At 74.1% G+C, this 25,815-nt stretch carries 21 protein-coding genes; 11 read left to right on the top strand and 10 right to left on the bottom strand.

From position 1 onward, the window contains the following. Positions 1-9: 9 nt before the first annotated feature. Complete coding sequence (locus ACGFYU_RS05680) at positions 10-1,947, bottom strand: hypothetical protein (RefSeq protein ID WP_393825954.1); 1,938 nt, start codon at positions 1,945-1,947, stop codon at positions 10-12. A gap of 223 nt (positions 1,948-2,170) precedes the next feature. On the opposite strand from ACGFYU_RS05680, the gene ACGFYU_RS05675 reads away from it, so the two are divergent. The 3 genes from ACGFYU_RS05675 (at position 2,171) to ACGFYU_RS05665 (ending at position 4,815) form a co-directional block, all read left to right on the top strand. Beyond that, complete coding sequence (locus ACGFYU_RS05675) at positions 2,171-3,076, top strand: RimK family alpha-L-glutamate ligase (RefSeq protein ID WP_393825953.1); 906 nt, start codon at positions 2,171-2,173, stop codon at positions 3,074-3,076. Continuing rightward, entirely contained in the window at positions 3,073-3,882 is an 810-nt protein-coding gene (locus ACGFYU_RS05670) for a RimK family alpha-L-glutamate ligase (protein ID WP_393825952.1), read from the top strand. Before ACGFYU_RS05675 ends, ACGFYU_RS05670 begins: the two co-directional genes overlap by 4 nt. Before the next feature lie 75 nt (positions 3,883-3,957). Next, a complete protein-coding gene (locus ACGFYU_RS05665; protein WP_393825951.1) occupies positions 3,958-4,815 on the top strand; it encodes a DMT family transporter in 858 nt (285 codons plus the stop codon). Between the two features lie 80 nt (positions 4,816-4,895). Here the strand turns inward: ACGFYU_RS05665 and ACGFYU_RS05660 are convergent, their stop codons facing one another. Both ACGFYU_RS05660 and ACGFYU_RS05655 read right to left on the bottom strand, forming a co-directional pair. Further along, positions 4,896-6,581 carry an AMP-binding protein gene (locus ACGFYU_RS05660; RefSeq protein ID WP_393825950.1) on the bottom strand — a complete coding sequence of 562 codons (1,686 nt, stop codon included), beginning with the start codon at positions 6,579-6,581 and terminating at the stop codon, positions 4,896-4,898. A gap of 112 nt (positions 6,582-6,693) precedes the next feature. Beyond that, the gene (locus ACGFYU_RS05655; protein WP_393825949.1) at positions 6,694-7,176 is read right to left on the bottom strand and encodes an ATP-binding protein; all 483 of its coding nucleotides are present in this window, start codon (positions 7,174-7,176) and stop codon (positions 6,694-6,696) included. A gap of 253 nt (positions 7,177-7,429) precedes the next feature. Between ACGFYU_RS05655 and ACGFYU_RS05650 the strand changes: the two genes are divergently transcribed. Together ACGFYU_RS05650 and ACGFYU_RS05645 are read left to right on the top strand one after the other, a co-directional pair. Further along, positions 7,430-8,383 (top strand): alpha/beta hydrolase fold domain-containing protein, encoded by a 954-nt coding sequence (locus ACGFYU_RS05650; protein WP_393825948.1) that lies wholly within the window; start codon positions 7,430-7,432, stop codon positions 8,381-8,383. Between the two features lie 132 nt (positions 8,384-8,515). Next, entirely contained in the window at positions 8,516-9,310 is a 795-nt protein-coding gene (locus tag ACGFYU_RS05645; RefSeq protein WP_393825947.1) for a phosphatase PAP2 family protein, read from the top strand. 49 nt (positions 9,311-9,359) lie between these two features. Here ACGFYU_RS05645 and ACGFYU_RS05640 read toward each other — a convergent pair whose 3' ends face one another. The 3 genes from ACGFYU_RS05640 to ACGFYU_RS05630 all read right to left on the bottom strand — a co-directional run bounded on the left by ACGFYU_RS05640 (position 9,360) and on the right by ACGFYU_RS05630 (position 12,778). Then, positions 9,360-10,367, bottom strand: a complete 1,008-nt coding sequence (locus ACGFYU_RS05640; protein ID WP_393825946.1) for a LacI family DNA-binding transcriptional regulator — start codon at positions 10,365-10,367, stop codon at positions 9,360-9,362. Between the two features lie 65 nt (positions 10,368-10,432). After that, positions 10,433-11,998 (bottom strand): carboxylesterase/lipase family protein, encoded by a 1,566-nt coding sequence (locus ACGFYU_RS05635; protein WP_393825945.1) that lies wholly within the window; start codon positions 11,996-11,998, stop codon positions 10,433-10,435. 96 nt (positions 11,999-12,094) lie between these two features. Beyond that, positions 12,095-12,778: a phosphatase PAP2 family protein gene (locus ACGFYU_RS05630; RefSeq protein ID WP_393825944.1), complete on the bottom strand. Its 684-nt coding sequence runs from the start codon at positions 12,776-12,778 to the stop codon at positions 12,095-12,097. Between the two features lie 1,059 nt (positions 12,779-13,837). On the opposite strand from ACGFYU_RS05630, the gene ACGFYU_RS05625 reads away from it, so the two are divergent. The 3 genes from ACGFYU_RS05625 to ACGFYU_RS05615 all read left to right on the top strand — a co-directional run bounded on the left by ACGFYU_RS05625 (position 13,838) and on the right by ACGFYU_RS05615 (position 17,727). Next, positions 13,838-15,082: an MFS transporter gene (locus tag ACGFYU_RS05625; protein ID WP_393825943.1), complete on the top strand. Its 1,245-nt coding sequence runs from the start codon at positions 13,838-13,840 to the stop codon at positions 15,080-15,082. 77 nt (positions 15,083-15,159) lie between these two features. Then, entirely contained in the window at positions 15,160-16,065 is a 906-nt protein-coding gene (surE, locus tag ACGFYU_RS05620; protein ID WP_393825942.1) for a 5'/3'-nucleotidase SurE, read from the top strand. A 72-nt stretch (positions 16,066-16,137) separates the two neighbouring features. Further along, positions 16,138-17,727, top strand: coding sequence for a carboxylesterase/lipase family protein (locus ACGFYU_RS05615; RefSeq protein ID WP_393825941.1), 1,590 nt, complete (start codon positions 16,138-16,140; stop codon positions 17,725-17,727). 21 nt (positions 17,728-17,748) lie between these two features. Here ACGFYU_RS05615 and ACGFYU_RS05610 read toward each other — a convergent pair whose 3' ends face one another. Then, positions 17,749-18,600 (bottom strand): LysR family transcriptional regulator, encoded by an 852-nt coding sequence (locus tag ACGFYU_RS05610; protein WP_393825940.1) that lies wholly within the window; start codon positions 18,598-18,600, stop codon positions 17,749-17,751. 94 nt (positions 18,601-18,694) lie between these two features. Here ACGFYU_RS05610 and ACGFYU_RS05605 point away from each other — a divergent pair, with 94 nt between their 5' ends. Next, positions 18,695-19,432 carry an SDR family oxidoreductase gene (locus ACGFYU_RS05605; protein ID WP_393825939.1) on the top strand — a complete coding sequence of 246 codons (738 nt, stop codon included), beginning with the start codon at positions 18,695-18,697 and terminating at the stop codon, positions 19,430-19,432. Between the two features lie 84 nt (positions 19,433-19,516). Here the strand turns inward: ACGFYU_RS05605 and ACGFYU_RS05600 are convergent, their stop codons facing one another. Beyond that, positions 19,517-20,590, bottom strand: coding sequence for a DUF2330 domain-containing protein (locus ACGFYU_RS05600; protein WP_393825938.1), 1,074 nt, complete (start codon positions 20,588-20,590; stop codon positions 19,517-19,519). 71 nt (positions 20,591-20,661) lie between these two features. Next, positions 20,662-22,530 (bottom strand): serine/threonine-protein kinase, encoded by a 1,869-nt coding sequence (locus ACGFYU_RS05595; protein WP_393825937.1) that lies wholly within the window; start codon positions 22,528-22,530, stop codon positions 20,662-20,664. Positions 22,531-22,904: 374 nt separating this feature from the next. Between ACGFYU_RS05595 and ACGFYU_RS05590 the strand changes: the two genes are divergently transcribed. Next, positions 22,905-23,567, top strand: coding sequence for a LysR family transcriptional regulator (locus tag ACGFYU_RS05590; RefSeq protein WP_393825936.1), 663 nt, complete (start codon positions 22,905-22,907; stop codon positions 23,565-23,567). After that, positions 23,564-25,165 (top strand): hypothetical protein, encoded by a 1,602-nt coding sequence (locus ACGFYU_RS05585; RefSeq protein WP_393825935.1) that lies wholly within the window; start codon positions 23,564-23,566, stop codon positions 25,163-25,165. The genes ACGFYU_RS05590 and ACGFYU_RS05585 overlap by 4 nt, the downstream gene beginning before the upstream one ends. On the opposite strand, the gene ACGFYU_RS05580 is transcribed toward ACGFYU_RS05585, so the two are convergent. After that, positions 25,120-25,746, bottom strand: coding sequence for a response regulator (locus tag ACGFYU_RS05580; RefSeq protein ID WP_393825995.1), 627 nt, complete (start codon positions 25,744-25,746; stop codon positions 25,120-25,122). The two genes, ACGFYU_RS05585 and ACGFYU_RS05580, sit on opposite strands and share 46 nt — an antisense overlap. Between the last annotated feature and the right edge of the window lie 69 nt (positions 25,747-25,815).

Raw genomic sequence — 25,815 nt, 5'->3', positions numbered from 1 at the left:
ATTCGAATATCACCGGGGGCCCCGGGAAGCGACGGCCGATGCCGGCTGGACACCGCGGCTCCGCTCCCCCGGGTGCGCCCGGTCGCCCGCGACCCTGCCGGGCTGGGCTTCGACCAGGCTCCCCGCTCCGATCGCGAAGTACATGCCGTGCCACCACTGCTCCATGACCAGCGCCGCGATCGGCTCACCGTAGGAGCGCCCGAAGCCGTTCGCGTGCCCGGACCGCATGACCTGCGCGAAGTGCCGGCAGTAGGCGCGGTCCATGTGCTCGAGGAAGGCCGCGGGAGCGACCCTGCCCTCCCGGAGCAGCCAGGGGATGACGAACTGGTAATCGACGAGGGTCATGGGGAGGACGCCGCTCTCCACAGCATCGCAGACGGCGGTGTGGAGGTCGACCGAGCCGGTGTGCCGGATGCCGCCGACCTCGACCGTGAAGGGCAGGCTCCGCCGTGGGACGTGCACCCGCGGCGCGCCAGCCGGCGTGAGCGGGGTGAGGTCCTCGGCGTAACAGTCCGCGAGTTGGCCCGCCGCGTACAGGTCCCGCTCCTGCGCGGCCCGGCACAGGTCGAAGGCGAGCGCGTAGTAGCGCCACAGGTCCTGGCGGTGGTTCCCCATCTGCCACAGGCAGGTACCCAAGGTCTCCATGCACGCGGCGTAGCGTTCCGTGCGGATGCCGCCTCCGTCCGTCCACTGGGTGTTGAGCATCCACAGGGTCCGCTCGTAGCAGTCGAGCAGGTCGGCCATGACCAGGGATCCGCGGGTCAGCGCCAGGACCGACTGGCCGCATTCCTGATGACGCAAGTCGGGTCCGATGTCGACCCAGTCGTTGGTCAGGCCGGTCAGCATCATGTCGTCCCGCCCTGCCGGGCCGGCCACAAACGACTGGTAGTGCCCGAAAATTCCGCTGTCGACCGCTTTCAGGTCACGCCAGTGGTCACGGTCTCGGTAGACCCAGGCGACGAGGCCCGTCGTGGGCACCTCGCTGGTATCCGCCTCGTCCCGACGCTTGGTGTCGAAATAGGCGAGATCGGCGGCCACATGAGCTCGGCGCGCCTGGAGTTCGACGGGAAGATCCGGCATGTCCCAGAGCGCCAGGACTTCGCTCTTCAGGCGGTCCTTGCGGTCCCCGTAGGCGGTGTCGACGTTGTATTCGACGTAGAAGGAGTAGTCGAGGACGGCGATGTAGTCCTGGCGCCAGTCACCCTGGTCGTCCGACAGCAGGCCCATCCACCAGGAGCCCAGTGCGAAGTTCGGGTACTCCGCCACCCCGCGGAGTCCGAACTCCGCCATGACGGCGCTCCACTCCACGGCATCACACGGGGAGAGCTTCGACTTCGTGGAGCGGCCCGCGTTCTCCCCCAGCCGGGCACGGGCGATGAGCGCGCCCACCGGATCCGCGCCCACCACCACGGGCACCAGCCCGACCCGCCCCTGTCCGGTCGCCCCGGCACCGCCGCGGCGGATCGATCGGATCTCGGCGAGCAGGGTCCGCCCGTGCTCGACCATCTCGGCGCAACCGCGCATCCAGGGCGCGAACCGTTCTCCCCATGCGGTCGGGTCCTGTGACATGGCCGCGAGCGTCGCCTCCGGATCACAGACCCACCCGCCCTGCCGCTCCGCCGGCGCCACACCCCCGACCGTCGCGCGGTGCACCCTCGCGACGTGATCCGCCAGGCGCGACCCGGCCGCACGATCACGGGTCCACAGCACGTCCAACCGGGCGGGCGCCACGGAGACCGCTCGGCTCCGTCCACCGACCCGAGCCGCCGACGTGCCAAGCCCCTTCGGGCCGAATACGTCCGTCACCCGGCTCCTCTCCGCCCGGTGGTCCCGCTCGACGAGCGGGTCCAGGACGTTGAGGGCATGCGGCGTCGCCGGTTCCGGGAACTTCACCCGCATCGGGGCGAACAGCAACCGGTGCGCTTTGTCGGAGATCAACTCAGTCATGCGGCAAGCACAGCAGAGCAGATGCCCATGGAGGCACCGGCGGGCATGGACTCCCTCCATCGAGCGATTCCTGCGGTCGGAGGAGACGTGCGCCATGCCGGGCGACCGGGATGTCCCACCCGGCCCGGGTAGGACGATCATCGCATTGCGGTCCATGACATCCTGTGACGTCACAACTCGCCGGGCGGGATCGGCGGACGTCCGGGGAATATGGGGAAGGTCCATGAGGCTCTGCTTCCTGGTGGAGGAGCACTACCGCCACGACGGCATGCCGAACGAGGTGATCCGGCAGCTCACCGCGTGGGGGCACCGGGTCGACGTGGTGCGGCCCGGCGGCTCGCTGCTGTGCATGACCGAGGCGGTCCACGCGGGCACGCACGACGCCTGGGTGCTCAAGACCGTTTCCGGCGGCCCGGGGCTGACGCTCCTCGAAGCCGCTGCCGCCGCCGGGTTGACCACGGTGAACGACGCCCGGTCGATCCGGGGCGTACGGGACAAGGCGCTGGCCGCCGCGATCGGGCGCGCCCGGGGGCTTCCGCTGCCCCCGACCTACGCGGCGGCCCGCCCCGAACTGCTCGGGGAGATACCGGCGGCGGAGTACCCGCTGGTCGTGAAGCCCGCCGACGGCAGCTCCGGGCGGGCCGTGCACCTGGTGTCCTCGCCGGAGCGGCTGGCGGCGATGCTCCCCTCGCTCGCGGGCGAGGGCCTGCTCATCGCCCAGCCGTACGTGCCCAACTCGGGCACCGACATCAAGGTGTACGCGGTCGGTGGGGAGCTGTTCGCGACCGAGCGCTGCTCCCCGCTGCACCCGGACCCCTCGGTGCGGGAGCGCCGCGTGCCGCTGACGGCCGAGGTCGCGGCGATCGCCGCGCAGGTGGGCGCGGTGTACGGGCTCGACCTGTACGGGGTGGACGTACTGCTGGGCCCGGACGGGCCCGTGGTCGTCGACGTGAACGACTTCCCGAGCTTCCGGCAGGTGCCGGACGCGGCGGCGCGGGTGGCCCGGGCGGTGCTGGGGCTGGCGCGCACGGGCGGTTCGCCGCCCCCGCCCGCGCGGTCGGCGCAGTCGTACGCGCTGCCCGTGTCCGTCCCGGCGCAGGCGTCGGCCCGGGCGGGGGAAGGCGCGTGAGGATCGGCCTGATCACGCCGGAACCCGGCCATCCGCTGCTCGCGGCCACCGCGGCCCTGCTGGCGCCCGATCACGCCGTCGAGGTGCTCGATCCGCTCGCGCCGGGGGACGCGCCCCGCTCGCCGGCCGACGTGTACCTGCTGAAGTCGAAGACCCCGCGCGCGCTGGGGCTGGCACGGGATCTGGAGCGGCGGGGCGTTCCCGTCGTCAACTCGGCGGCGGCGACCGGGCTGTGCCAGGACCGTACGGAGATGGCGGAGCTCGCGCTGCGGGCCGGTCTGCCCTTCGCCCCGACCCGTACCTTCGACTCCCTCGCGGCGTGCGCGTCCGGCGCCCCGCTCGCCTGGCCGGCGGTGGTCAAGAGCCGGTTCAGCCACCGGGGCGATCTGGTGGCACGCGTCGACGATCCGGTGGGGCTGGGGAAGCTGGCGGCGGACTGGCCTCGGGAGCCGGTCGTGGTCCAGGAGTTCGCCCCCAACGACGGCTGGGACCACAAGCTGTGGGCGATCGGGGACCAGGTCTTCGCCGCCCTGCGCCGCTCCGAGCTGTCGCCCGAGGGGCGCGGTCCCACCCGGCCGCTCGCCGTGGACGAACTGCCCGCGGGGTGGGCCGATCTGGTGCGCCGGGCCGGCGCGGTGTTCTCGCTCGACGTGTACGGCGTCGACATCCTCGACACCGGCGACGGCACCCCGCTGATCGTCGACATCAACGCCTTCCCCGGGATCCGGGGCCAGGCCGGCGCGCCGCGGGCCCTGGCGGCCCTGGCCCTCGGCCGGGCCGCCGGCGGCGCCGACGGCGGGAGCTGAGGCCGGACTGGGGGATTCCGCCCCGGCGGGCGTGTCGCCGGGGCGGTCGGGCGAGCCGCCGACGACGATCGGCGGATGGGCCTCGTCCTGCCGGTCTTCTGCGCGCTGTTCGCGGCTTTCAGCAACGCGCTGGCCACCGTGCTCCAGCGGCGCGCCGCGCTCACCGTGCCGCAGAGCTCCGGCTTCCGCTTCGGGCTGGTCCTGGACCTGCTGCGGCGGCCCGTGTGGATCGCGGGGATCCTGGCCGTGATCGCGGCCGGGGTGGGGCAGGCGGTCGCCCTCGCCACCGGTGCGCTGGTCCTCGTACAGCCGCTGTTCGTACTGGAGCTGCCGCTCGCCCTGCTGATCGCCTCCGCGGCGGCGCGGCGGCGACTGGCCGGGCCGCTGTGGCTGGCCGTGGCGGGGGTGGTGGCCGGGCTGGGCCTCACGCTGGCCGCTGCCGCGCCCGCCGGGAACCGGACGCACGTACCGCCCGACCGGTGGGCCCCGGCCCTGGCCTCCTGCGTGGTCGTCGCCCTGGCCCTGGCGGTGGCCGGGCTGCGCCGCCCGCCGGGGCGGGCCCGGGCCGGTTGCCTGGGCGCCGCCACCGCCGTCTGCTACGCGCTCACCGCCGCCCTGATGAAGGACTCGGTCAAGCTGCTGGACGAGGGGGGCCTCGTCCCGTTCCTGAGCGCGTGGCAGACGTACGCCTTCGCCGCGTCCGGGATCTGCGCCCTGCTGCTGCTCGAACACGCCATGCAGGGCGGGCCGCTGGTCGCCTCCCAGCCCGCCCTGACCCTGGGCGACGCGACCGTCAGCGTCGCGCTCGGCGTGGTGCTGTACGAGGAGCACCTGCGGACGGGGTGGTGGGTACTCCCCCAGCTGCTGGGCATCGCACTGATCTGCACCGGCGTCCTCGCCCTCGCCCGGTCCGAGACCGGGGCGGCGCCCTGACCGGCGGCGCGGGTCTGCCGCTGCGGGGAGCCGCGCGGGGAACGGGGCCGAGCCCCGGTCGTTGAGGCGGGCGGAACCGCTCAGTGGTGGTCAGGCCCGGCCTCGCCGGCGATTGAGGCGCGGGGGGCGGGGCGGGGACCCGGTTCTCGGTCCGCGCGGGCTCGTGTGCGCAGCTCGGCGCGCCGGAGCTTTCCCGAGCCCGTCCGCGGGAGTTCCGGGACGAACTCGACGGCGCGCGGGTACTTGTACGGCGCGATGGCCCCCCGCACGTGCGCCTGCAGCTCGCGCACCGTCGCCTCACCCACCGGCACGCCCTCGCGCAGCACCACGTACGCCTTGACGATCGTGCCGCGCCGCTCGTCCGGCGCCCCGACGACCCCGCACTCCTCGACGTACGGATGGGCGGCGAGGGCCTTCTCGACCTCCGGACCCGCGATGTTGTAGCCGGAGGAGACGATCATGTCGTCGCTGCGCGCCACGTACCGGAAGTAGCCCTCCCCGTCACGGACATACGTGTCGCCCGTGACGTTCCAGCCGTTACGGACGTACGCGGCCTGGCGCGGGTCCGCGAGGTAGCGGCAGCCGGTGGGTCCGGTGACCGCGAGCAGGCCGGGCCGCCCGTCGGGGACGGGATCCCCGTGCTCGTCCACCACGGCCGCGCGGTATCCGGGCACCGGGCGCCCGGTGGAGCCCGGCCGGATGTCCTCGTCGGCCGCCGAGAGGAAGACGTGCAGCATCTCGGTGGCGCCGATGCCGTCGATGACGCGCAGCCCGGTGGCCTCGTGGAACTCGTGCCACACCGCGGCGGGCAGCGGCTCCCCCGCGGACACGCAGCGCCGCAGGCCCGCCAGCCGGTCCGCGGCCCCGGCCGCCAGGATCGCGCGGTAGGCCGTGGGCGCGGTGAACAGCACGCTCACCCCGTGTTCCGCGACGAGGTCGGCCAGCCGCTCGGGGGTCGCCTGCTCGATCAGCAGGGTCGCGGCCCCGACCGCGAGGGGGAAGACGACGAGTCCGCCGAGCCCGTAGGTGAAGGCGAGCGGCGGCGTCCCGCTGAAGACGTCGTCGGGGCATGGCTGCAGAACGTGCCGGGAGAAGGTGTCCGCGGTGGCGAGTACGTCGCGGTGGAAGTGCAGGGTGGCCTTGGGGCGGCCGGTGGTGCCGGAGGTGAAGGCGATCAGCGCCACGTCGTCCGCGGCCGTGGCCACGGTGGCGAACCGGCCGTCCTTGGCGGCGCAGCGCACGGTCAGGTCCGCCGGGTCAGGGCCTCCGTACGTGAGGACGGTCAGCCCGGCGAGGCCGGCCGCTTCGAGCTCCCCGGCGTGGCGGTGGTCGCAGAGCGCGACGGCGGGCCGGCTGATGTCGTGGAGCTCGGCGAGTTCGGCGGCGCGCAGCAGCGGCATGGTGGTGACGGCCACCCCGCCGGCCTTCAGGACACCGAACCAGGCGGCCACCAGCCACGGGTTGTTGGGGCCGCGCAGCAGCACGCGGTTGCCGGGGACGAGGCCGAAGTCCTCGGTGAGCACCTGGGCGACCTGGTTGGCCCGGAGCCGCAGCTCGCCGTAGGTCCAGCGTTCCGTCGGGGTGAGCAGGCAGGGGCGGTCCGGACCCCGCTCCTCGACGGCGTCGTCCAGCAGTCGGCGGGCGCAGTTGAGCCGGTCGGGGTAGTTCAACTCCGGTAGGTCGAAGTGGAGTTCGGGCCAGAGGGAGGGTGGCGGCAGCCGGTCACGGCAGAAGGGATCGGTGTGCGCGGAAGGGGACAGCTCCATGGGGCGGCACCTCCATCAGGGAGCGGCAGCGGGGGACGGGAGCGGAAGAGGTCGCCTGTGCCGGGGCGGCGTCGCCGTGGGCGGCGTCGCCGTGGGCGGCGGCACCCCTGCGCTACGGCACCCGCGACCCCGCCGGAATGCGCACCCGGACGGACTTCCCGAACTCGTCCACGATCAGGGCGAGTTCACCCCCCAGGTCGGCGGCCAGCAGCTGCACGAGCAGCAGTCCGCGGCCGCCTTCGGAGTCCGGGTCGATCACCGAGGAAGGTGCGGGCAGCCGGGGCAGCGCCGCACTCTGGTCGGCGACCTCCAGCCGGAGCCAGCCGCCGCCCGAGGCCACGCCCACCCGCATCCGGCCGGCGCCCGCGTGCCGGACGACGTTGCCGACGAGCTCGCTCACGGCCAGCAGCAGGACGTCAACCTCCTCGGCGGAGACCCGCCAGCCGTGGAGCGCGGCACGCACCCGGGCCCTGACCTGCGGGACGGTCGCCGCCACGGGATCGGTGACCCAGTGGGTGAAGCTCCTGCTGCCGCTGCGGGCGGGGGCGACGGCCTCGGCGGTGGCCCTGACGGCGGGGGTGGCGGTGGTGAGCATGACGCGCTCCCGATGGGGAAGGGGCGACGCTCCCACTGGGGTGGCTCGTGTAACCGGCCCGGAAGTCGGACCGCCGCTGGTCTTGTAGTCAGCGGAAACGCGTCGCTAGAGTCTTGGTAACACGTGTAACAGTGCTTCAGTACCGTAAGTCCGACCGGGCGACTCGCGCAAGGATTTCGGACAAAGCGCACAAACCTGTGATCGCACGTGGACTCGTCGGCCACCCTGGCCGCTCCGATCCGAAAGGGCCGCAATGACGCAATCTCCCCCGGCCGCGTTCGACATCTCCGACATGACCTGGCCGCCCCCGCCGTACCAGTCCCCCGTGCCTCCCGTGACCGGCCCGGACGGCGTCCGCCGCTTCGACGGGGTCACGTACGCGACCACGCCCGGCTACCGCCCCCGGCTGCTCGACGTGCAGCTGCCGGCCGGAGAAGGGCCGTTCCCCGCGGTCGTGTGGATCCACGGTGGCGGCTGGCTGGAGGGCGACCGCCGCTACCCGCCGCCGACCGTGCCCGCCGCGCTGCTGCACGGGGCGGTGCTCGCGGCCGGGCTCGCGCTGGTCTCCATCGACTACCGGCACAGCCTCGAAGCGCCCTTCCCGGCGCAACTGCACGATGTGAAGGCCGCGATCCGGTACGTCCGCGCGTTCGCCGACGCCCTGGGGATCGACCCGGACCGGATCGGCGTCTGGGGGGAGTCGGCGGGCGGCCACCTGGCCGCGCTCGCGGGGCTCGTCGGCCCCGGCACGCCCGACGGCGCGGCGCTGGAGGGCACGGCCGGCGTCGGCTCGGGAGAGACGGGGGTCCTGGCCGTCGTCGACTGGTACGGCTGCTCCGACCTCGAAGCCCTGGCGGCCCACCCCATGCCTCCGATGCCGTCGGGGGTCGAGTTCCCCGACCCGTACGCGGCCCTGCTGGGCGGCACCGAGGCCGAGCGTCCGGCCCTGGCGCGGGTCGCCAGCCCGGTGACGTACGCCGGGGGCCCGCACCTGCCGCCGTTCCTGCTCGTGCACGGGACCCAGGACGGCCTGGTCCCGTACAGCCAGAGCGAGGCGCTGGCCGAGGCGCTGCGGAGCGGCGAGGGCGAGGTCACCCTGCGGCCGGTGGACGGCGCGGACCACATCTTCCTCGGCTCCCCGGACATCGCCGGGATCGTCGCGGAGAGCGTCGCTTTCCTGGCCGGTCACCTCGGCGCGAGCGCCTGACCTCGCTCCCGGCTCCACCGCGCGGGGGCGCGGCCGCCCGGCGGGCCCGCGCCTCCACCGTGCGGCAGCGCCCTCCCCGCCGGGCCCGCGCCCCGCGTCCCCTCAGCACACGCACCGCCGCGAGAGGCAGCAATGAACCACGCCACCACCCCGCCCCACAGACCCGACGCGCCCGACACACGCGATGCACCCGACGCACCGGGCGCATCCCGCGCGCCCGGCCCGCGCCACGGCGCCGGGGCCCCGCACGGCCCCGGCGCCCTCGTCCCCGTCCTGGGACTCCTGCTCCTCGGGGCCGCCGGGCTGTCGGGCCTCGTCGTCCGCTCGGACGTCGCCGATCCGCCCTTCCAGCCCCTGGACGACCGCTGGCTGGCCTTGATGGGCGGCCCGCACGAGGGGCCGTACGCCGCCCTCGCCTCGGCCCTGAACTGGTTCGGCGGGCCGTTCGGCGTCGTCGTCCCGATCGCCCTGCTGGTCCTGCTGCTCGTGCGCGGGCGCCGGGTTTCGGCCACCTTCCTCTTCTTCGTCTACGTCGGCGCCAACATGGCCGTCGTCCAGGGGCTCAAGCACCTGGTGGACCGGCCGCGCCCGGCGAACCCCCTGGTCCGCGTCGACCACGGGTCCTTCCCGTCCGGCCACGCGGCCGGGGCGGCGCTGCTCGTCGTCCTCGTCGGAGTGCTGCTGGTCCCGGCGGCCCGGCGGCGGGCGTGGTGGCTGACCGGCACCGTCTTCATCCTGGCCATGATGTGGAGCCGTACGTGGCTGCACGCGCACTGGCTCAGCGACACCGCGGCCGGGGCCGCCGCGGGCGCGGGCGCGGGACTGCTGGCGTGGTGGCTCTGCCGGGGCGCCCTGGCCCGGGAGCGGGTACGTCTCCACGATCGCCGGGGGGCGGCCGCGGACACCCCGGAACGCGCCGCCGCGTAAGGGGGGCGGTCGGTCCAAGGGGTCGGGGAAGCGACTGCTCCCCGGCCCCTCAGGACGTCTGGCGCTCTACGAGCACGGCCTCGATGGTCGGTACGGGCGGGGCCGTGCCGGTTTCGACCAGCGCGTGCAGTGCGTCGGCGATCGTCGCCGCCGAGGGCAGGTCCAGGCGGACCGTGGTGAGCGCGGGCTGCTGGAGCGCGGAGAGCACGAGGTCGTCGGAGCCGACGACGGCGACCTCGTCGGGCACGGCGATGCCCTCGGCCTGGAGGGCGTGCAGGAGCAGCGCGGCGTACTCGTCGTTGTAGGCGAAGACGGAGTCCAGGCCGAGGCCGTGCCACCGGCGGGCGAGGGCGGTCGCGGATTCCCGTGTGTAGGACAGCTCCACGGGGGTCACGGTGGCCATGTGGCGGGCGGCGACGGACTCGGCGCCGGCGAGGCGCGGCCGGGCCAGGGTGCCGAGGCCGCGTTCGGTGGGCATGACCACACCGATCCGGGTCCGGCCGCGGGCGATGAGGTGCTCGGCCGCGGTGGCGCCGATCCGGGCGTGGTCGAAGCCGATGGTGAACACGCCCTCGACGGGGCGGGCCGCGAAGGCGAGCAGGCCGCGCACCCCGGCGCGGCTCAGCAGCCGGGCCGCCTCGGCGGTGAAACGGTCTCCGTCGAGGGCGACGACGGCCGCCGGGCGCAGTTCGGCCCAGGCCCGGGCGGCGTCGAGGGGGTCGGCGAAGCGGCCGGCGTGGAGGACGGCGGTGTAGCCGTGGCGGTCGAGCTCGCTGTGCAGGTCGTCGACCCAGTCGCTGACGAGCCGGCCGATGGCGGAGATCGACGCGGGCATCAGGACCAGGTTGCTGCGGCCGGCGCGCAGGGAACGGGCGGCGGCGTGCGGTACGTAACCAAGCTGTTCGGCGGCGTCGAGCACCCGGGCGCGGGTGGAGTCGCTGACCCGGTGGCCCTGGGTGTCGTTCAGCACGAAGGAGACGGTGGCGCGCGAGACCCCCGCGAGGCGGGCCACGTCAGCGCTGGTGATGGACGCGCGGACGTGCGTGTCTTTGGCCATGACGTCCCTCGACACTCCTCTTGCTCGACGTACCCTCCTTTTCAGGTTACACGAGTTAGGTCAGGTCAGGGGCGGGTGGGCCGGTGCAGGAGCCGGGAGGTGCCGGCGAGGTCCCCCAGCGGGGCGATGACCGAGTCGAAGCGCATCGTGGTGCGCGCCGGTGTGTCGTACGGCTGCCAGTGCGGCAGGTCCGGGTGGTTCGGGTCGCCGGTGCGGACGAAGGCGATCCAGGCCTGGTGCATGGCATGGGCGAGGCCGTCGCGTACGGCGGGATCGAGCCCGGCGAGGAAGGGTGCGTGCGACCACTGGTCGAAGTTGTCGAAGACGAAGGGAAGCTCGAGGCAGTGCGCGGCACCGAGCCTGCCCTCGTAGGCGGGTGTGGGCAGGTCGAACTGGTAGGCCCAGACGGGCCTGCCCAATGCGGCGCGCTCCTCGGCCAGTCGCACGGAGGGGATCCGGAACAGCTCGTCGGTGATCAGGTCCATGAGCACATCGGCCGGCCGGGCACCGGGGCGGCCGGCCGCGTACGCCGCGTAGACCCCGGGGGCGGCTTCGGCCCCGAAGGTCTCCGCGATCCGGCTCGTCACCTGCTCGGGGGTGGCGGCGGCGTACCCCTCGTCGAGCGCGAAGCCGAAGTTGGCCTCTTCGCGGGTCCAGCCGATCATCACGTCGAGGTCGGCCGCCGCTCCGTGCAGCAGGGACTGCGCGGGGTGCCGGAGGAGGGTGGTCCCGTCGATCACGGGCAGGAAGGGGGTGGGCCAGTAGCCCCAGCGCATCGTCTGCGCGAAGAGCCCGCCGCCCGCTCCGATCAGCGCGGGCCAGGGCAGGGCCCGCAGCTCCTCGGCGTCCTTGACGCCGGCCAGCTCCAGGTAGGCGGCGGTGCGCTCCAGGTAGGTGGCGGGGTCGGGCAGGTCCAGGCCGAAGGGCGGGCTCTGCAGGATCACCCGCCGGATCAGGCCGCGGGCCTCCGGGTGGCCGGCGAGGGCGGCGGTGGACACCGCTCCGCCGGACTGTCCGGCGACGGTGATCCGGTCCGGGTCGCCCCCGAAGGCGGCGATGTTCTCGTGTACCCAGCGGAGGGCGGCGAGCTGGTCGGTGAGCCAGTGGTTGGCGTCGCCCGGGTCGTCGCCTCCCGGGTCGGATGTGCCGTCCTGCGGGCCGAGGTAGAGGTAACCCAGCGGGCCGATGCGGTAGTTGATGCTGACCACGACGAGGTCGCCGTCGCGCGCGAAGGTCTCGCCGGAGTAGCCGGGCAGCGATCCGGAGCCGGAGACGAAGCCGCCGCCGTGGATCCAGAGGAGCACCGGGCGGCGGGCGTCGTCGGCGGCGGGGGTCCAGACGTTGAGGGTCAGGCAGTCCTCGTCGAAGGGGGGTGATCCGTGCCCGCCGAGCACGGGGTCGCCGCCCTCCTGGTACATCTGCGGGGCACTGGGGCCGTCGGCGGTGGCGTCCCGTACGCCGGACCAACCGGGGTGCGGGCGGGCCGGCCGCCAGCGGTGGTCTCCGACCGGGGGTGCGGCGTAGGGGACGGCGCGGAAGACGGCGATGCCGCCTTCGATCGCGCCGCGGAGGCTGCCTGCGGGCAGGTCGACCACCGTTCCGTCCTCGCGTGGAGGGTGCGCCTGGGCCATGACTCGATCCTTCCTGGGTGCGCACGAGGGTGCGCGCCGAGACCAGCATATTGCGTAATTTTCGCGATCGTCAATCATTCGCGATGGGCGACGGCGTTACAGCCACAGGCTGTCCGAGGCCATGCGCTCGGACTCCGTACGCAGCAGCGGCCCGAAGGCCCGCCACAGGACCAGGACGGTCCCGACGCCGAGCACCGCGCCGGCGAAGGTGTCGCTGAGCCACTGGGCGTGCAGCCAGGTCCGGCTGCACGCCATGGCGACCACGTACGCGGCGCCGAACAGCCACCACCAGCGGCGCGCACGCGGCGGGAACACCACGATGGCGGCCACCATCACGAGGATCACGGCACTGAACACCTGGCCCGAGGGGTACGAGCCGTCGTTGACCAGGACCGACGGGTGCGGGGGGCGCGGCCGGTCGGCGAGCTGCTTGAGGGGCAGGACCACCAGGACGTTGGCGGCGACGGCGCCGGTGAAGACGAAGAGGGCGGAGCGCCAGCGCCCGTAGACGCAGAGGCAGCCGACGAGCGCGAGCGGCAGCACGAGGCCGAACGGGCCGCCGAGCCGGTCCAGCGCGATGGCCCAACCCTCGCCGCCGCCGGTGGAGTTGGCGTTCACGGAGGCGGCCCAGTCATCGTCGAGGCCCTGGAAGGCGGGGCGCGGGACGAGGCGGAGCCACAGCGCCACCAGGAGCGATACGAGGAGGAGACCGAGGCCGTACGCGAGGGCGCGGCGGGGCGGGGCGGCCGGGAGGTGGTGCGGTTGCCGGTGGGTCGGCATGACGAGCCTTTCGTGATGGCCGCCCCGGGCCATCCCCGGGGCCATCCCCTGGGCGGGGCGGCTGGGGAGCGGGGACGGGGAGCGGGGGCATGCGGCGGGCGGGAGCGGGAGCGGGACGGGGAGCGGAAGCGGCTGGGGGTGCGGGGAGCAGGAACGGGCAGCGGGAGCAGGAGCAGGAAGCGGGACCGGGCAGCAGGCGCAGGGAGCGGGGGACGGGGAGCCGGAGCGGGCGGCAGGGGCGGGGAGCGGCAGCGAGAGCGGGCAGCGGAGGCAGGAAGCGGGACGGGGTGGGCAGGGCTGCCCGGACCGGCGGAGCCAGCGGCTTGACCGACCCGGGGATGGACAGCCCGGGATGGCTTCGGCCGGGGCCAGGCGGGCGGGCCGACGGGGTCGGCCGCTCGCCGGGGCCCGCTCGGGCGCCGAACATGGCCAGGGGTCGGACAGTGATGCGGGACTGCGTTCGGCGCCGGGGGGCGCCCCGGCACACACCCGGCCCCGTCGGGGGTCGGCTGCGTTCGCGCGGCCCCGCGCACCACCCCGGCCTCGGCGTCTCTTGAGGCGCGGGGTCCGCAGCAACGCCCGGTCCTTCAGCCTCGGCGACCTGCGAGGCCTGGGGTGCGGGGCCGCGCCCCGATCCCTCAACCCCGCCGGCATCTGAGGCACGGGATCCGGGATGGTGATCCCTCAGCCTCGCCGGCGTTTGAGGCGTGGGGTGGCGCCCCCGGGCGGGCGGCAGGGCCCTGCCTGGAGCCGGGTCCGGCCGGCGGCACGGAGTATGGCCGATGCGTGACGGCCGCCACAAGGGCAAGACGGTTTTCCGACACATCTGCCCAGTTCAGTGGCCTTGGGAGAGTGGTTACACGCCATCGCAGACTCGGTCACGATCTGCGCAACGTCCGTGCTCAACCTCTAGCTAGCGCGGGAAATGGGTGCTACACAGTGTCCCAGCGCCTGAGGTGACACGTGTAACAACACCGCACCACCTCCATCCATCCTTTCGGCGCACCCTTTCGGCGACACCGCCCCCTCCCCTCCCGCTCGGTCCCCCGAGGAGTCGTCATGGCCCTGCCCGAAACCGCCGGCCCGCCCGTTCCCGCGGTTCCCGAAACTCCCCGCCATCGAGGGCTGCTCCCCCTCCTGCTCTTCGCGAACTCCGCGATGATGGCCGTCTACATGGGCGTCGGCTCCGTCCTCCTGCCCCTGCAGATCGCCGCCATCGACCCCGTCCGCAAGGTCGCCGTCCTCGGCCTCATCGGCGGGATCAGCTCGATCTTCGCGACCGCCTTCAACCCGGTCGCCGGCGCCCTCTCCGACCGCAGTGGGCGCCGCAGCCCCTGGATCCTGGGCGGAGCGCTCGGCTCCCTCGCGGGTCTGGCCCTGCTCGGCAGCGTCGGTACCGCGCTCCTCGTCGGCATCGGCTGGTGCCTGGTCCAGGCGACGATGAACATCTATCAGGCGGCCGTCACCGCCATCGTGCCCGACCGCATCCCCGCCGCCCGCCGCGGTACCGCGTCCGCCCTGGTGGGGCTCGGCCTGCCCATCGGCGGCACGGCCGGTGTGCTCATCGCCTCCCAGACCTCGGAGCACCTGCGGACCGGCTATCTCGTCTTCGGCGCGGTCATCGCCCTCGCCGCGATGCTGCTCACCGCCTTCTGCCGGGACGTTCCGCGCGCCCCTGTCGTCTCCGAGCGGCCCAAGGGTGGTCAACTCGCGCTGTTTCTCTCCGCGTTGGCGCATCACGACTTCCGGTGGGCCTTCATCGGGCGGGCGCTGATGGTCCTCGGCTATTTCTCGGTCGTCGGCTACCAGCTGTACATCCTCGACGACCACATCGCGCTGCCCGCCGGGCTGACCCCGCCCGCCGCGATGGCCGTGCTCACCCCGGTCTCCATGGTCGCGATGGCCGTGTCGACGCTGCTGGGCGGGCTGCTGTCCGACCGGTGGGACCGCCGCAAGGTGTTCGTCGGCGTCTCGGCCGCACTCGCCGGGCTCGTGATGGTCGTCCCCGTGGTCAGCCCGACCTGGACCGGCATGCTCGTCTTCAGCGCGCTCAACGGCCTTGCCTTCGGCTGCTTCATGGCCGTCGACACCGCGCTCGTCACCCTGGTCCTCCCCCGCTCCGAGGACGCGGCCCGCGACATGGGCGTCCTCAACATCGCCAACGCCGGGCCGCAGGTCATCGCCCCCTTCGTCGCCTCCGCCGTCGTCACCTCTCTGGGCGGCTACACCCCGCTCTTCCTCGTCGGCGGGGCCCTCTCCCTCATCGGAGCGCTCGCCATCCTCCCGATCCGCAGCGTGCGCTGAGCTCCGGCGGGCGCGCGCCGAGGGTCGCGCGCCCGCCGGTCGTCCTTCCGACCCTCTCCTCTGTGAAGGAGCATTCTGTGAGACGCAAGCGAGTTCTGCCGCTGGCCGCCCTGGTGCTGTGCACGCCCGCCCTGGCCGGCACGGCACCGGCCGCCGCCACGCCGCGGACCGCGCCCGCCGGCCCGCTGCGGATCCTGCTCACCAACGACGACGGCTACAACGCGCCGGGCATCCGCAAGGCCTTCGACCGGCTGACCGCCGCCGGGCACGACGTCACGATCGTCGCCCCGCTCACCAACCAGAGCGGCACCGGTACGAAGATGATGAGTGCGTCCTCGATCACGGTGAAGCACCCCGAGCCGAAGGTCTGGGCCGTGGACGGCACCCCGGGCGACTCCGTCGCCTTCGGCCTGGCCGAGGTCTTCGCGGGCAATGCCCCCGACCTGGTGGTCTCCGGGACCAACTTCGGCCCGAACGTCGCCGGGCTCGCCACCCACTCCGGTACGGTCGGCGGCGCCGTCGCCGCGCTGGAGTCCGGTGTGCCGGCCATCGCGCTGAGCACCGGCGGCGTGAGCGCGCCCGATCCGGTCACCACCGTCAACGCGATGGACCCCACGGTCGACTTCGCCGTCCGGCTGATCGACCGGCTGCGGGCGCGCGCCCGGTCCGGGCGGCTGCTGCCGCAGGGGGTCGGGCTCAACGTCAACCACCCCGTCGTCGGCGCGGACGGCAAGGGCACGGCCGCCGGTGTGGCCACGACCTTCCAGGATCCGCAGAACTTCCTCCAGCCCGACTTCACCGACTCCGGCGACGGCACGTGGAAGGTCTCCGTGAAGGTGGCCCTGCGGCCGGCGGCCAAGGGCAGCGACGTCGAGGCCGTGAGCGAGGGCCGGATCGCCGTCAGCCCGATGAACGCCGACTGGAACACCGGCCCGGCCGACCAGGCCCTGATCACCGGCCTGATCGCTGGACTGCGCCCGTAAACCCACCCCACCGGACGGCCGGGGGCGAGCGCCACACACGCCCCCGGCCCACGGTCACCCCCAGGAGGACGGATGAAGTGGCCCGGAAGGCCGCCGGCTTCGGCAAGACCCCTGATCGGTACGGCCCTTGCGCTCGCGGCCCTGCTCGTCGTGTCGGTGCCGCCGGCGGCCGCCGACCAGACACCACGCCCGGTGGTCACCCTCGCGCAGGGCGCCCTGCGCGGGCAGGCGCACGACGGGGCGCAGGAGTTCCTCGGTGTCCCGTACGCCGCTCCCCCGGTCGGGGACGCGCGGCTGCGGGCTCCGCAGCCGCCGCCCCGGTGGACCGGGGTGAGGGACGCCGTGCGGCAGGCCCCCGCGTGTCTGCAGTTCTCGCCGTTCGGGCTGCGTGATCCGCGGAACGTCAGCGAGGACTGTCTGTACCTGGACGTGTACCGGCCGCGGACGGCCCGGCCCGGGTCCCGGCTCCCCGTGATCGTGTGGATGCACGGGGGTGCGTACAGCCAGGGGACGGGCACGCAGTTCGGCGGGCGGACCATGGCCGATCTCACCCAGACCGTCGTGGTCAGCATCAACTACCGGCTGGGGCAGCTCGGTTATCTGGGACTGCCCGAGGTGGCCGGGGAGAACGCCCTTCGCTCCGGGTCCTTCGGCCTGATGGACCAGGTCGCGGCCCTGCGCTGGACGCGGGAGAACATCGGCGCGTTCGGCGGCGATCCGGGCAGCGTCACGGTCTCCGGGCAGTCCGCGGGCAGTGGTTCCGTCTGCGCGCTGCTGGCCGCGCCGTCCGCCGCCGGCCTGTTCCACCGGGCCGTGCTGCAGAGCGGGCCGTGCACCCTGCTGCGCACTCCCGACCCCGCGCGGGCCGAGGCCGAGGCGCGGGCCTTCGCCGCTCAGGCGGGGTGCGCCGGTCCGGCCGGCGTGGCCGCTTGCCTGCGCGGCGTCCCCGGAGCGGCTCTGGTCGAGGCCGCCCGTACGCTGCCCACCTCGGGTCCTGCGTCCGGCGACGGGCTGCTGCCGGTGGACCCGGCGCGGGCCATCGGGAGCGGGGCGTGGAACAAGGTGCCGGTCCTGATCGGGAGCACGCGCTCCGAGTCCCGGTTGTTCGTCGCCCTGACCCAGCCGCAGTTGTCGGCGGAGCAGTACGCGGCGCAGGTGCTGGCGCAGTACGGGGACGCGGGCGCCGAGGTGCTCGCCCGCTATCCCGTGGCCGCCCACGGCTCGCCCTACCTGGCGCTGTCCGCCGTCCTGACCGACTCGACCTTCGGCTGCCACACGGCGTGGACGGCGCAGCTCTTCGCCGCCCAAGTGCCGACGTACGCCTACGAGTTCGACGATCCTGATTCGCCGACGCTGGCGGGCGCGCAGGTGCCGGGGCTGGACGAGTCGAACGCGCACAGTGCGGAGCTGGCGTACCTGCACGACTTCACGATGGGCGAGCGGCCACTGACTCCGGTCCAGGTCGCACTGGCCACCCGGATGAAGCGCTACTGGGGCGCCTTCGCCCGGTCGGGCGCCCCCGCCGTGCCGGACCAGCCCGGGTGGCCCCGTACCGGCGCCGGCACCGGCACCGTGCTCACCCTCAACCCCCTGGCGACGCGGGCGAGTACGTCGTTCGGGGAGGACCACCAGTGCGCGTTCTGGCGGGCTCGGGCGACCTAGACCTGGCCAGGCATGGTGGAACTACTGGAGATGTGTCGCAGTTCGGACAAGGTCGGCGACGGCTCTGGACCGGCTGTGCGGTGGCCAGGCGATCACGGTGGTGACTTTCGGCGCGTCCAGCACGGGCACGGCGGCGAGGTCGCCGTGCAGTTGGGCTCGGCACGACTCCGGTGAGACCGCGCAAGCCCGGCCGAGCGCGACGAGCTGCAACAACTGGGCGTGGTCGCGGACCTGCGGGCCGGGGCCCGGCGGGTAGGTGCCGTCGGAGTCGGGCCAGCGTGGCAGGGGCAGGCCCGGCAGCCCGGTGATGTCGGCCATGTGCAGATGGGCCCGAGCGGTGAGCGGATGTCCGGCAGGCAGGACCGCCACCTGGCTCTCCTCGCTGAGCTCTTCGGTGTGAAGCCCGGCCGTCGAGTCGAACGGCCGGTGCAGCAGCGCCACGTCGGCCCGGCCATCGCGCAGCAGCCGTTCCTGCTCGGCCGGGCCGCACAGGATGACGTCGACGGGGACCGCACCGGCTTCGGCGGCGTACGTGTCGAGCAGTTTCGCCAGCAGTTCCCGGGAGGCGCTGGCTTTGGCGGCCAGGACCAGGCCGGGACGGCCGGTCGCCCTCCCGGCCGCGCGGCGGGTCCGGCGCTCGGCGGCGGCGACCGCGTCCAGGGCCGCCCGGCCCTCGTCCAGCAGCACCGAGCCGGCCTCGGTCAGCGTGACGGTGCGGTTGGTCCGGTCCAGCAGCACTGCTCCGAGCCGGCGTTCGAGCTGCTGGATCGCGCGGGACAGGGGCGGCTGGGCGATCCCGAGCCGCTGTGCGGCGCGCCCGAAGTGCAGTTCTTCGGCGACGGCGACGAAGTAGCGCAGTTCCCGGGTCTCCATGCGGCCACGCTATCGGAGTCCATACCCTGAAGGTATCGTCGCCCACCCGATCGGTCTTGGACCGCACCCGGATTCCAGGGGCAGCATGGCCCGCATGAGCGAAACGAAGGTCGCGCTGGTCACCGGCGCGAACAAGGGAATCGGTTACGAGATCGCCGCGGGCCTGGGCGCCCTGGGGTACCGGGTGGCCGTGGGAGCGCGGGATGCGGCCCGGCTGGAAACCGCCGTCGAGAAGCTCCGCGCGGGCGGGGCCGACGCGTTCGGCGTGCTGCTGGACGTGACCGGCGACCGCAGCGCCGCCGACGCCGCGGCATCGGTCGAGCGCCAGGCCGGACGGCTGGACGTGCTGGTCAACAACGCGGGTGTCTCCGGGCCGATGGGCCCGGACTGGGCGCAGGACCCGACGACCCTGGATCTCGATGTGGTCCGCGCGGTCGTGGAGACCAACGTGATCGGCGTCATCCGGGTGACGAACGCGATGCTCCCGTTGCTGCGCCGCTCATCCTCGCCGCGCATCGTCAACATGTCCAGCAGCGTCGGCTCCGTGACCCTGCAGTCCGACCCGGATGTCGAGCTGGGTGCGGCCATGTCGGCCTACGCGCCGTCGAAGTCGTTCTTGAACGCCGTGACCGTGCAGTACGCCCGGCAGTTCGCAGGCACGGGCATCCTGATCAACGCCGCCTGCCCGGGCCTGGTCGCGACCGACTTCACGGGCTTCTTCGGGGACCGCACCGCGGAGCAGGGCGCGCTGATCGCCGTCAAGCTCGCGACGCTGCCCGATGGCGGCCCGACCGGCAAGTTCTTCAACGACGCCGGCGTCGTGCCCTGGTGATCACGGCGCGCTTGCCGGGGTGTGCCGCTGATGTGGTGCCCGGCCCACCCGAAGCTCGGCGAACGGGATCTTCGCCCGGATCGGTCAGCACCCGCGGCGGCGTCGGCGGCGCAGTACCGCGAACGCGGAGGCGGCCAGGGCAACCAGGGCGGCGGATACCGTCAGGAGCCAGACCGGGATGCCGTCTCCCACGGTGAGGAGCTCGCCGTGGTAGACGACCCGGCGGTACGGGGTGTCCTTGGCGGTCGCGCGCAGTTCGTGGTCGCCGTCGATGCGGCCCGGCTCCGGGAAGCGCTGGTCGATCGCGGTCAGGAACACCTGCTTCCCGCCCGCGAGTTCGGCCAGCGGGCCGTCCTTCGGGGTGACGGTACCGGCGAAGGTCACCTCGGGGGCGGACCCGCCGATCGCGGAGCCGGGCTCCATCCGGTGATCGGCCAGCACGTACAGGCCGAGGGACTGGGGGGTGCGCGCCATCCGGGAGAGCCGCATGGGGTAGACCAGCCGCGGGCTCTCGAAGCGGATCTTCAGCGGGTCCAGGTCGCCCCGCAGCGCCGTGCCCTGCTGTCGCGGGGCCAGCCGTACGGCCACGTACTCCCACTTCTGGTCGACGTACGGTTTGACCTCGGTGGCGAGCCGGTCGGGGAGCCTGAAGCCGTTGGACTCCAGCCAGTTCTTCAGGGCGTCGGGGTCGGTGGCGGTGAGGCGTGCGACGTCGAAGTCGCCGAGCTGCTCGCGGCCGACGACGCCGACGCCCGCCTCGGCGCTGCGGGGCGGGGCGGCTCCGGCGCTGTCGCCCGTGCGCGAGGAGAAGGGCCAGTCGCCGTCGCGCGGCCAGAAGTAGCTGCGCTTCCTGCTTTCGGGCCGGGTCAGCCAGGTGAGCTCACGGAACATGTCGGCATCGCCGAGCTCCACCGTGGCCCGTCCCGGCACGGGCATGATCCAGGCGGCCCGGTGGGCGTCCCCGCCGACGGTGAAGCGCATGACGATCTGTTCCGTACGGCCGTCCCAGCGCACGACGGAGGTCTCCCGGTCGACCCCGATCCGGGACTGCCCGTCGGGGACCATCGCCCCGCAGCCGCACGCGTAGGCGGGGTTGACCAGAGCGCCCACCTGGGTCGCGAGCAGGGCGAAGAGCAGCACGGCGATTCTTCGTTTCATCCACACGGGGTCTCAGACGACCCCCCGGGTGATCCGGTTCCGGTGCCTGTGCCTGCTGCCCGGGACCGGGCTCAGCTGCGCGTGCCGGATCCCGTGCCGACGGCGTTGCGCCAGATCGTCACGTCCAGCGTCATGTACTTGCTGGGCGAGCCCTCGGGCGAGAAGCCCTGCACGGTGACCAGTCCCACGTGCCCGGTGCCCGTGATGACACAGACCTGCCGGCCCTTCGCGAGCTTGGTCAGATAGATGTTCTTGGCGAAGCGGGTCTCGGCGCGGCAGACGGCGAGGGAGCCCTCCTGGCCCGGGTCGAGCAGCACCATGTTGCCCTCGGAGACCTCCGCGTCGAGGTATCCGCCGGAGTCGTAGGAGAGTTCGTAGCCGCCGTCCTCGCCCTGCTGGGGGCGGACGTCGTCGTCCCCGAGGGTCAGGTGGTAGCCGGCGGTGAGGTTGATCCCCTTGAAGTCGGCCGGCTTCGGGTCGGCCTTGGCGCTCGGCTTCGAGGAGTTCGAGGAGCCCGCCTCCGTCCCGCCGCCCGCCGGCTTGTCGTCGGCCTTGCCCTGGTCCGAGCCCTGCGCGGAGCCGGCGCTGCCCTTCGCCTTCTGCCCGTCGTCCTTCTGCAGCACGTACGCCGTGGCGCTGCCCGCGACGGCGAAGATCAGCACGGCCGCCAGGGCGATGAGCACGCCCCGCTTGCCCTTGCCCTTCGGCGGCATCGGCGCTCCGGGGTACGGCTGCGGGTGCGGGTGCGGATGCGGCTGTGCCGGGAACTGGGTCGGTGCGTAGGCGTGGGCGGGGGCCTGCGGCGCGGGGTACGGCGTCGGGGGCTGCTGCACGGGCGGTACGGGCTGATGCACGGGCTGCACCGGCTGCTGCACGGGCTGTTGTACCGGCTGTTGTACGGGCTGCTGCGGCATCGCCGGCCCGAAGCCCGGCGGCGGTGTGGCCGGGGCCGCCGGCGTGGTCGGCGAGTAGGCGGCCGGGGCGGTCGCCGGGGGCGGCGGGGTCTGGACCGGGGCGGGGGCGGCCGCGCGGACCGTGATGTCCGCGGCGACCGAGACCGGCAGCCAGTCCTCCGGCCGGCGCAGCACCGTCTCCGCGTTGGCGGTCTGGCACAGCGTGATGATCTCGGCGATGCTCGGCCTGGCCTCGGGGTCCTTGGCGAGGCAGCGGGTCACCAGCGCCGTCAGCCGCTCGGGGACACCGGTGAGGTCGGGCTCCTCGTGCACGATCCGGTAGAGCACCCCGTGCGAAGTGCCCTCGCCGAAGGCGGGGGTGCCCGTCGCCGCGTACGCCGCGACCTGGCCGAGGGCGAAGATGTCGGTGGCCGGGGTGACCTTGCGCCCCGCCGCCTGCTCGGGGGCCATGAACGAGGGCGTGCCGATGGTGACTCCGCTGCCGGTGAGCGAGGTCGCGTCGGCGGCGTAGGCGATGCCGAAGTCGATGACGCGGGGGCCGTCCGCGGCGAGCAGCACGTTGGACGGCTTGAGGTCGCGGTGCACGATGCCCGCACCGTGGATGACGTGCAGGGCCTCCGCCATGCCGGCGATCAGCAGCAGCACCGCCTCGACCGGCAGCGCCCCGTGCGCGACGACCGCGTCGGCGAGCGAGGGTCCGGGCACGTAGGCGGTGGCCAGCCAGGGCTGGGCGCCTTCGGTGTCGGCGTCGATGACGGGGGCGGTGAACAGGCCCTGCACCCGCTGGGCGGACTGCACCTCCTGGGCGAACCGGCGGCGGAATTCGGCGTCTTCACCGAATTCGGGGCGGATGACTTTGATGGCGACGGGCCGACCGCCGGGCGTGTACGACAGGTACACCTTGCCCATGCCGCCGGCGCCGAGCTTGGCGGCCAGCCTGTATCCGGCGATGGTGGTCGGGTCGTCCGCCGCGAGCGGCTGGAAGACCTGCGGATTACCGGCCCGGCCCGGCTGCTGACCACTCATCAACTCATGTCTCCCACGCTGATCTCTCCCGACGACCGGCACCCTACCCAACCGCCGGGCCTCCTTCTCACACGGGCGGACCGCACGGGCGGCCGACGGTCCGTCAGGCGAGGGGCGCCGCCGCCACGTTCGGGGGACCTGTGAAGCTCGGGCCAGCCGCCCGCCGCCTGGGCCGGCGTGTAGCAGACCTGGCCGACGACGACGCCGAAGGTGCGCGGGCCCAGGGCCGCCCGCGTCGCGGGCCCGCGTGACCAGGCGCTTTCGGGAGTAGCGGCTCCCGCCGATGACAAGGATATTTCGCATGCGTCCGACTCTGCCGCTGTAGTGTCCCCGGCGGAACTGACCATCGACTGAGCGCGTATGAAGGAAAACTGGTGATCGACGTGCAGCGGCTGCGCGTCCTGCGCGCCGTGGCCGAGCACGGCAGCTTCAACAAGGCGGCCGGCGCCCCGCTCCTGACCCCGTCGGCCGTCTCCCAGCACATCGCCTCGCTGGAACGCACGGTCGGCCACCCGGTGGCGGTGGTGCGCGCCGGCGTGGCCGACCTCGCGCTGACCCACCACTTCGACGGGCCGCCTCCGGTGCGGCCGGGCGGACGTCCGGAGCTCGACTGGACCCCGCTGATGGAGGATCCGCTCCGGCTGGTCCTGCCGCGCGGGCACCGGCTCACGGGCCGGTCCTCGATCGGCCCTGCCGAACTCTCCGCCGACCGCTGGGTGCTCGGCTGCCTCAAGACGGAGACCTTCCTGCGCCGCTACCGGGAGCCCGCCGGCTTCGACCTCGTGGTCGGGGCGTCCACCACCGACCACTTCTTCGGGCAGACGCCGGTCGCTGCCGGGGTCGGGGTCTCCCTGGTACCGCACGTGGCGCCGGCCCCCGGACCCGGGCCGGCCGTCATCCGCGTCGAACCGCCGTGCCCCGCCCGGCACATCGGGGTCGTCGTCCCGCGCCGACGCCGCCCCCACCCGTACGCCGACGCCCTGACCGGGGCCCTGACCGCTGCCGCCGCCTCGGCGGGGGACGGAGTCCGCCCGTGAGCCACCGCCTGTTCGGGCTCGCCGCCAATCCGGCGCTGCCCTCCGGGCTCCTCGACCGGCTGCTGGCACTGGCGGTGGCCGGGGGTCCGGAGGCGGCCGAAGGACCGTTCGACTTCGACACCGAGGAGCTCGCTCTCGCCCTGGCCGACCGTCCCGACCTCGGGCGCGCGCGGGCGCGGGTGCTCGCCGCGCGGGCGGAGAGCACCGCCGTCGGACTGGCGTACGGCGGGCAGCTCCACGCCGACGACGTCGATCCCGGGGCCTGGCCCCTCGCCGCCGTCGCGCTGCTCGACGCGGGCGCCGACCGGCCCGCCTGGGCCCGCCTCCTCGCCGCGCACCCCGACCCCGGCATCAGGTGGCGACTGGCCTCCTGCCCCGGGCTGCCGACGGACGTAGCGGAGACCCTCGCCGCCGACCCGGACACGGGTGTGGTGGCGGAACTCGCCCTGTGGACCACGGCGGAGGTCGCCACCCGCCTCGCCCGCCATCCGCACGCGGAGGTCCGCTACGCGGCCGCCCTCAACGAGGCCGCGGCACCCGCCGCGCTGGCGGCCCTGATCACCGGCGTGGGCCTCGATCCGGCCGTGTCCTGCCTGGTCTGCGACATCAAGGACGTGCCGTTCACCCACCACCCGTACTGCCCGGACCCGGACTGCGAGCTGCGTTCCGGCGCCGCCTGCGACGGTACGCACGGCTCCACGGTCGAGGAGACCCGGGAGCGGGCGGCCCGCAATCCGGCGACACCGGCCGCCGCCGCGGCCACCCTCGCCGGCGATCCCTCGATGCTCGTCCGGTGGACGCTCGCCGAACGGTCCGATCTGCCGCGGGAGGTCTACGCCCGGCTCGCCGAGGATCCCGTGCCCGGCGTCCGGGAGGCGGTCGCCGGCAATCCCGCCATCGGCGAGGACCTCGTCCGCGCGCTGGCCGCCGACCCCTCGCACGAGGTCCGCCGCGCCCTCGCCCGCCACCCGGGCCTGCCGCTCGACGTCCTGGCCGGGCTGGCCCGGAGCACCCGTATCGGATCGGTGCTGCCGCCCCGCATCGCCGCGGCCACCCCAGGCGAGTTGGCCGGGCTCGCCGCCTCGCCGCACGCGGCCGTACGGATGCTCGTGGCCCACCACCGTGACCTGGAACCGGAGTTGCGCGACGCGCTGGCCGCCGATCCGGACGCGGCGGTGGTCTCGGCGGTCGCCCCGCACCCCGGGCTGGCCGAGGAGCGGCTGCGCTCCATGGTGGCGGCCCACGGGGGACGGGTCGTGGCCCGGGTGGCCGCCAACCCGGACGCGCCGGGCGCCCTCCTGGAGGAACTCGCCCGCCGGGAGCCGCCCGTACGCAAGGTCCTGCGGGCGATCGCCGCCCATCCGCACGCGACGGCCGAGGCGCTGCGGCCCTGCCTGGCCGACCCGAAGGCGGGACCGATCGCCGCCGCCCACCCGGCGCTGCCGCCCGCGCTCCTCGTGGACCTGCTGGACGGCGGCGACGAGCGGCTCGCCGAGGCCGCGGCCGGCAACCCGTCGCTCCCCGTGGCCGCGATGGCGGAGCTGACGGCCCGCTACGGCCGCGCCGCGGAGCCGGGGGTCACCAGGCCCGTCTCGTAGGCGAGGACCACGGCCTGGGCGCGGTCGCGGAGCGACAACTTCGCGAAGATCCGGGCCACATGGGTCTTCACGGTGGCCTCGCTGAGGGTCAGCTGCCGCGCCAGCTCGGCGTTGGAGCGGCCGTGGCCCATCAGCGTGAGCACCTCGCGCTCGCGCGGGGTCAGCGCGGCCAGCTCCCGGTGGGTGGCGGCCGTGGCGAGGCGGTCCGGCCCGGGCGCGCCCGGGCCGCAGCGCTCCACCAGGCGGCGGGTGATCGACGGGGCGAGCAGCGCGTCGCCGGTTCCGACGAGGCGGACGGCGTTGGCGAGGTGTTCGGGGGTGACGTCCTTGAGCAGGAAGCCGCTGGCCCCGGCGGCGAGGGCGGCGTAGACGTAACTGTCGAGGTCGAAGGTGGTCAGCATGATCACCCGGCATTCGGGGACCTGGGCGAGGATGCGCCGGGCGGCCTCCAGGCCGTCCAGGTTCGGCATGCGGATGTCGAGCAGGACCACGTCGGGGCGCAGCCGGCGCACTTCGGCGACGGCCTCCGCCCCGTCGGCGGCAACGCCGACCACGTCGATCCCGCGGGCGGTCAGGATCATCCGGAAGCCGGTGCGGACGAGCTCCTGGTCGTCGGCGATCACCACCCTGGGCGCGGGCCCCGGCCCGGG

This window comes from Streptomyces sp. NPDC048337 (assembly GCF_043201175.1).
Lineage (GTDB): Bacteria > Actinomycetota > Actinomycetes > Streptomycetales > Streptomycetaceae > Streptomyces.
The sequence above is the reverse complement of the archived record's forward strand: the minus strand, read 5'-3'. Positions and strand labels throughout refer to the sequence as shown.

What these genes read in the sequence shown, in the direction of transcription:
- ACGFYU_RS05675 (WP_393825953.1), top strand. Translation starts at nt 2,171, where the DNA reads ATGAGGCTCTGCTTCCTGGTGGAGGAGCACTACCGCCACGACGGCATG.
- ACGFYU_RS05600 (WP_393825938.1), bottom strand. Translation starts at nt 20,590, where the DNA reads ATGAAACGAAGAATCGCCGTGCTGCTCTTCGCCCTGCTCGCGACCCAG.
- ACGFYU_RS05615 (WP_393825941.1), top strand. Translation starts at nt 16,138, where the DNA reads ATGAAGTGGCCCGGAAGGCCGCCGGCTTCGGCAAGACCCCTGATCGGT.
- ACGFYU_RS05645 (WP_393825947.1), top strand. Translation starts at nt 8,516, where the DNA reads ATGAACCACGCCACCACCCCGCCCCACAGACCCGACGCGCCCGACACA.
- ACGFYU_RS05650 (WP_393825948.1), top strand. Translation starts at nt 7,430, where the DNA reads ATGACGCAATCTCCCCCGGCCGCGTTCGACATCTCCGACATGACCTGG.
- ACGFYU_RS05665 (WP_393825951.1), top strand. Translation starts at nt 3,958, where the DNA reads ATGGGCCTCGTCCTGCCGGTCTTCTGCGCGCTGTTCGCGGCTTTCAGC.
- ACGFYU_RS05630 (WP_393825944.1), bottom strand. Translation starts at nt 12,778, where the DNA reads ATGCCGACCCACCGGCAACCGCACCACCTCCCGGCCGCCCCGCCCCGC.
- ACGFYU_RS05580 (WP_393825995.1), bottom strand. Translation starts at nt 25,746, where the DNA reads ATGATCCTGACCGCCCGCGGGATCGACGTGGTCGGCGTTGCCGCCGAC.
- ACGFYU_RS05625 (WP_393825943.1), top strand. Translation starts at nt 13,838, where the DNA reads ATGGCCCTGCCCGAAACCGCCGGCCCGCCCGTTCCCGCGGTTCCCGAA.
- ACGFYU_RS05680 (WP_393825954.1), bottom strand. Translation starts at nt 1,947, where the DNA reads ATGACTGAGTTGATCTCCGACAAAGCGCACCGGTTGCTGTTCGCCCCG.
- ACGFYU_RS05595 (WP_393825937.1), bottom strand. Translation starts at nt 22,530, where the DNA reads ATGAGTGGTCAGCAGCCGGGCCGGGCCGGTAATCCGCAGGTCTTCCAG.
- ACGFYU_RS05605 (WP_393825939.1), top strand. Translation starts at nt 18,695, where the DNA reads ATGAGCGAAACGAAGGTCGCGCTGGTCACCGGCGCGAACAAGGGAATC.
- ACGFYU_RS05660 (WP_393825950.1), bottom strand. Translation starts at nt 6,581, where the DNA reads ATGGAGCTGTCCCCTTCCGCGCACACCGATCCCTTCTGCCGTGACCGG.
- ACGFYU_RS05655 (WP_393825949.1), bottom strand. Translation starts at nt 7,176, where the DNA reads ATGCTCACCACCGCCACCCCCGCCGTCAGGGCCACCGCCGAGGCCGTC.
- ACGFYU_RS05635 (WP_393825945.1), bottom strand. Translation starts at nt 11,998, where the DNA reads ATGGCCCAGGCGCACCCTCCACGCGAGGACGGAACGGTGGTCGACCTG.
- ACGFYU_RS05640 (WP_393825946.1), bottom strand. Translation starts at nt 10,367, where the DNA reads ATGGCCAAAGACACGCACGTCCGCGCGTCCATCACCAGCGCTGACGTG.
- ACGFYU_RS05610 (WP_393825940.1), bottom strand. Translation starts at nt 18,600, where the DNA reads ATGGAGACCCGGGAACTGCGCTACTTCGTCGCCGTCGCCGAAGAACTG.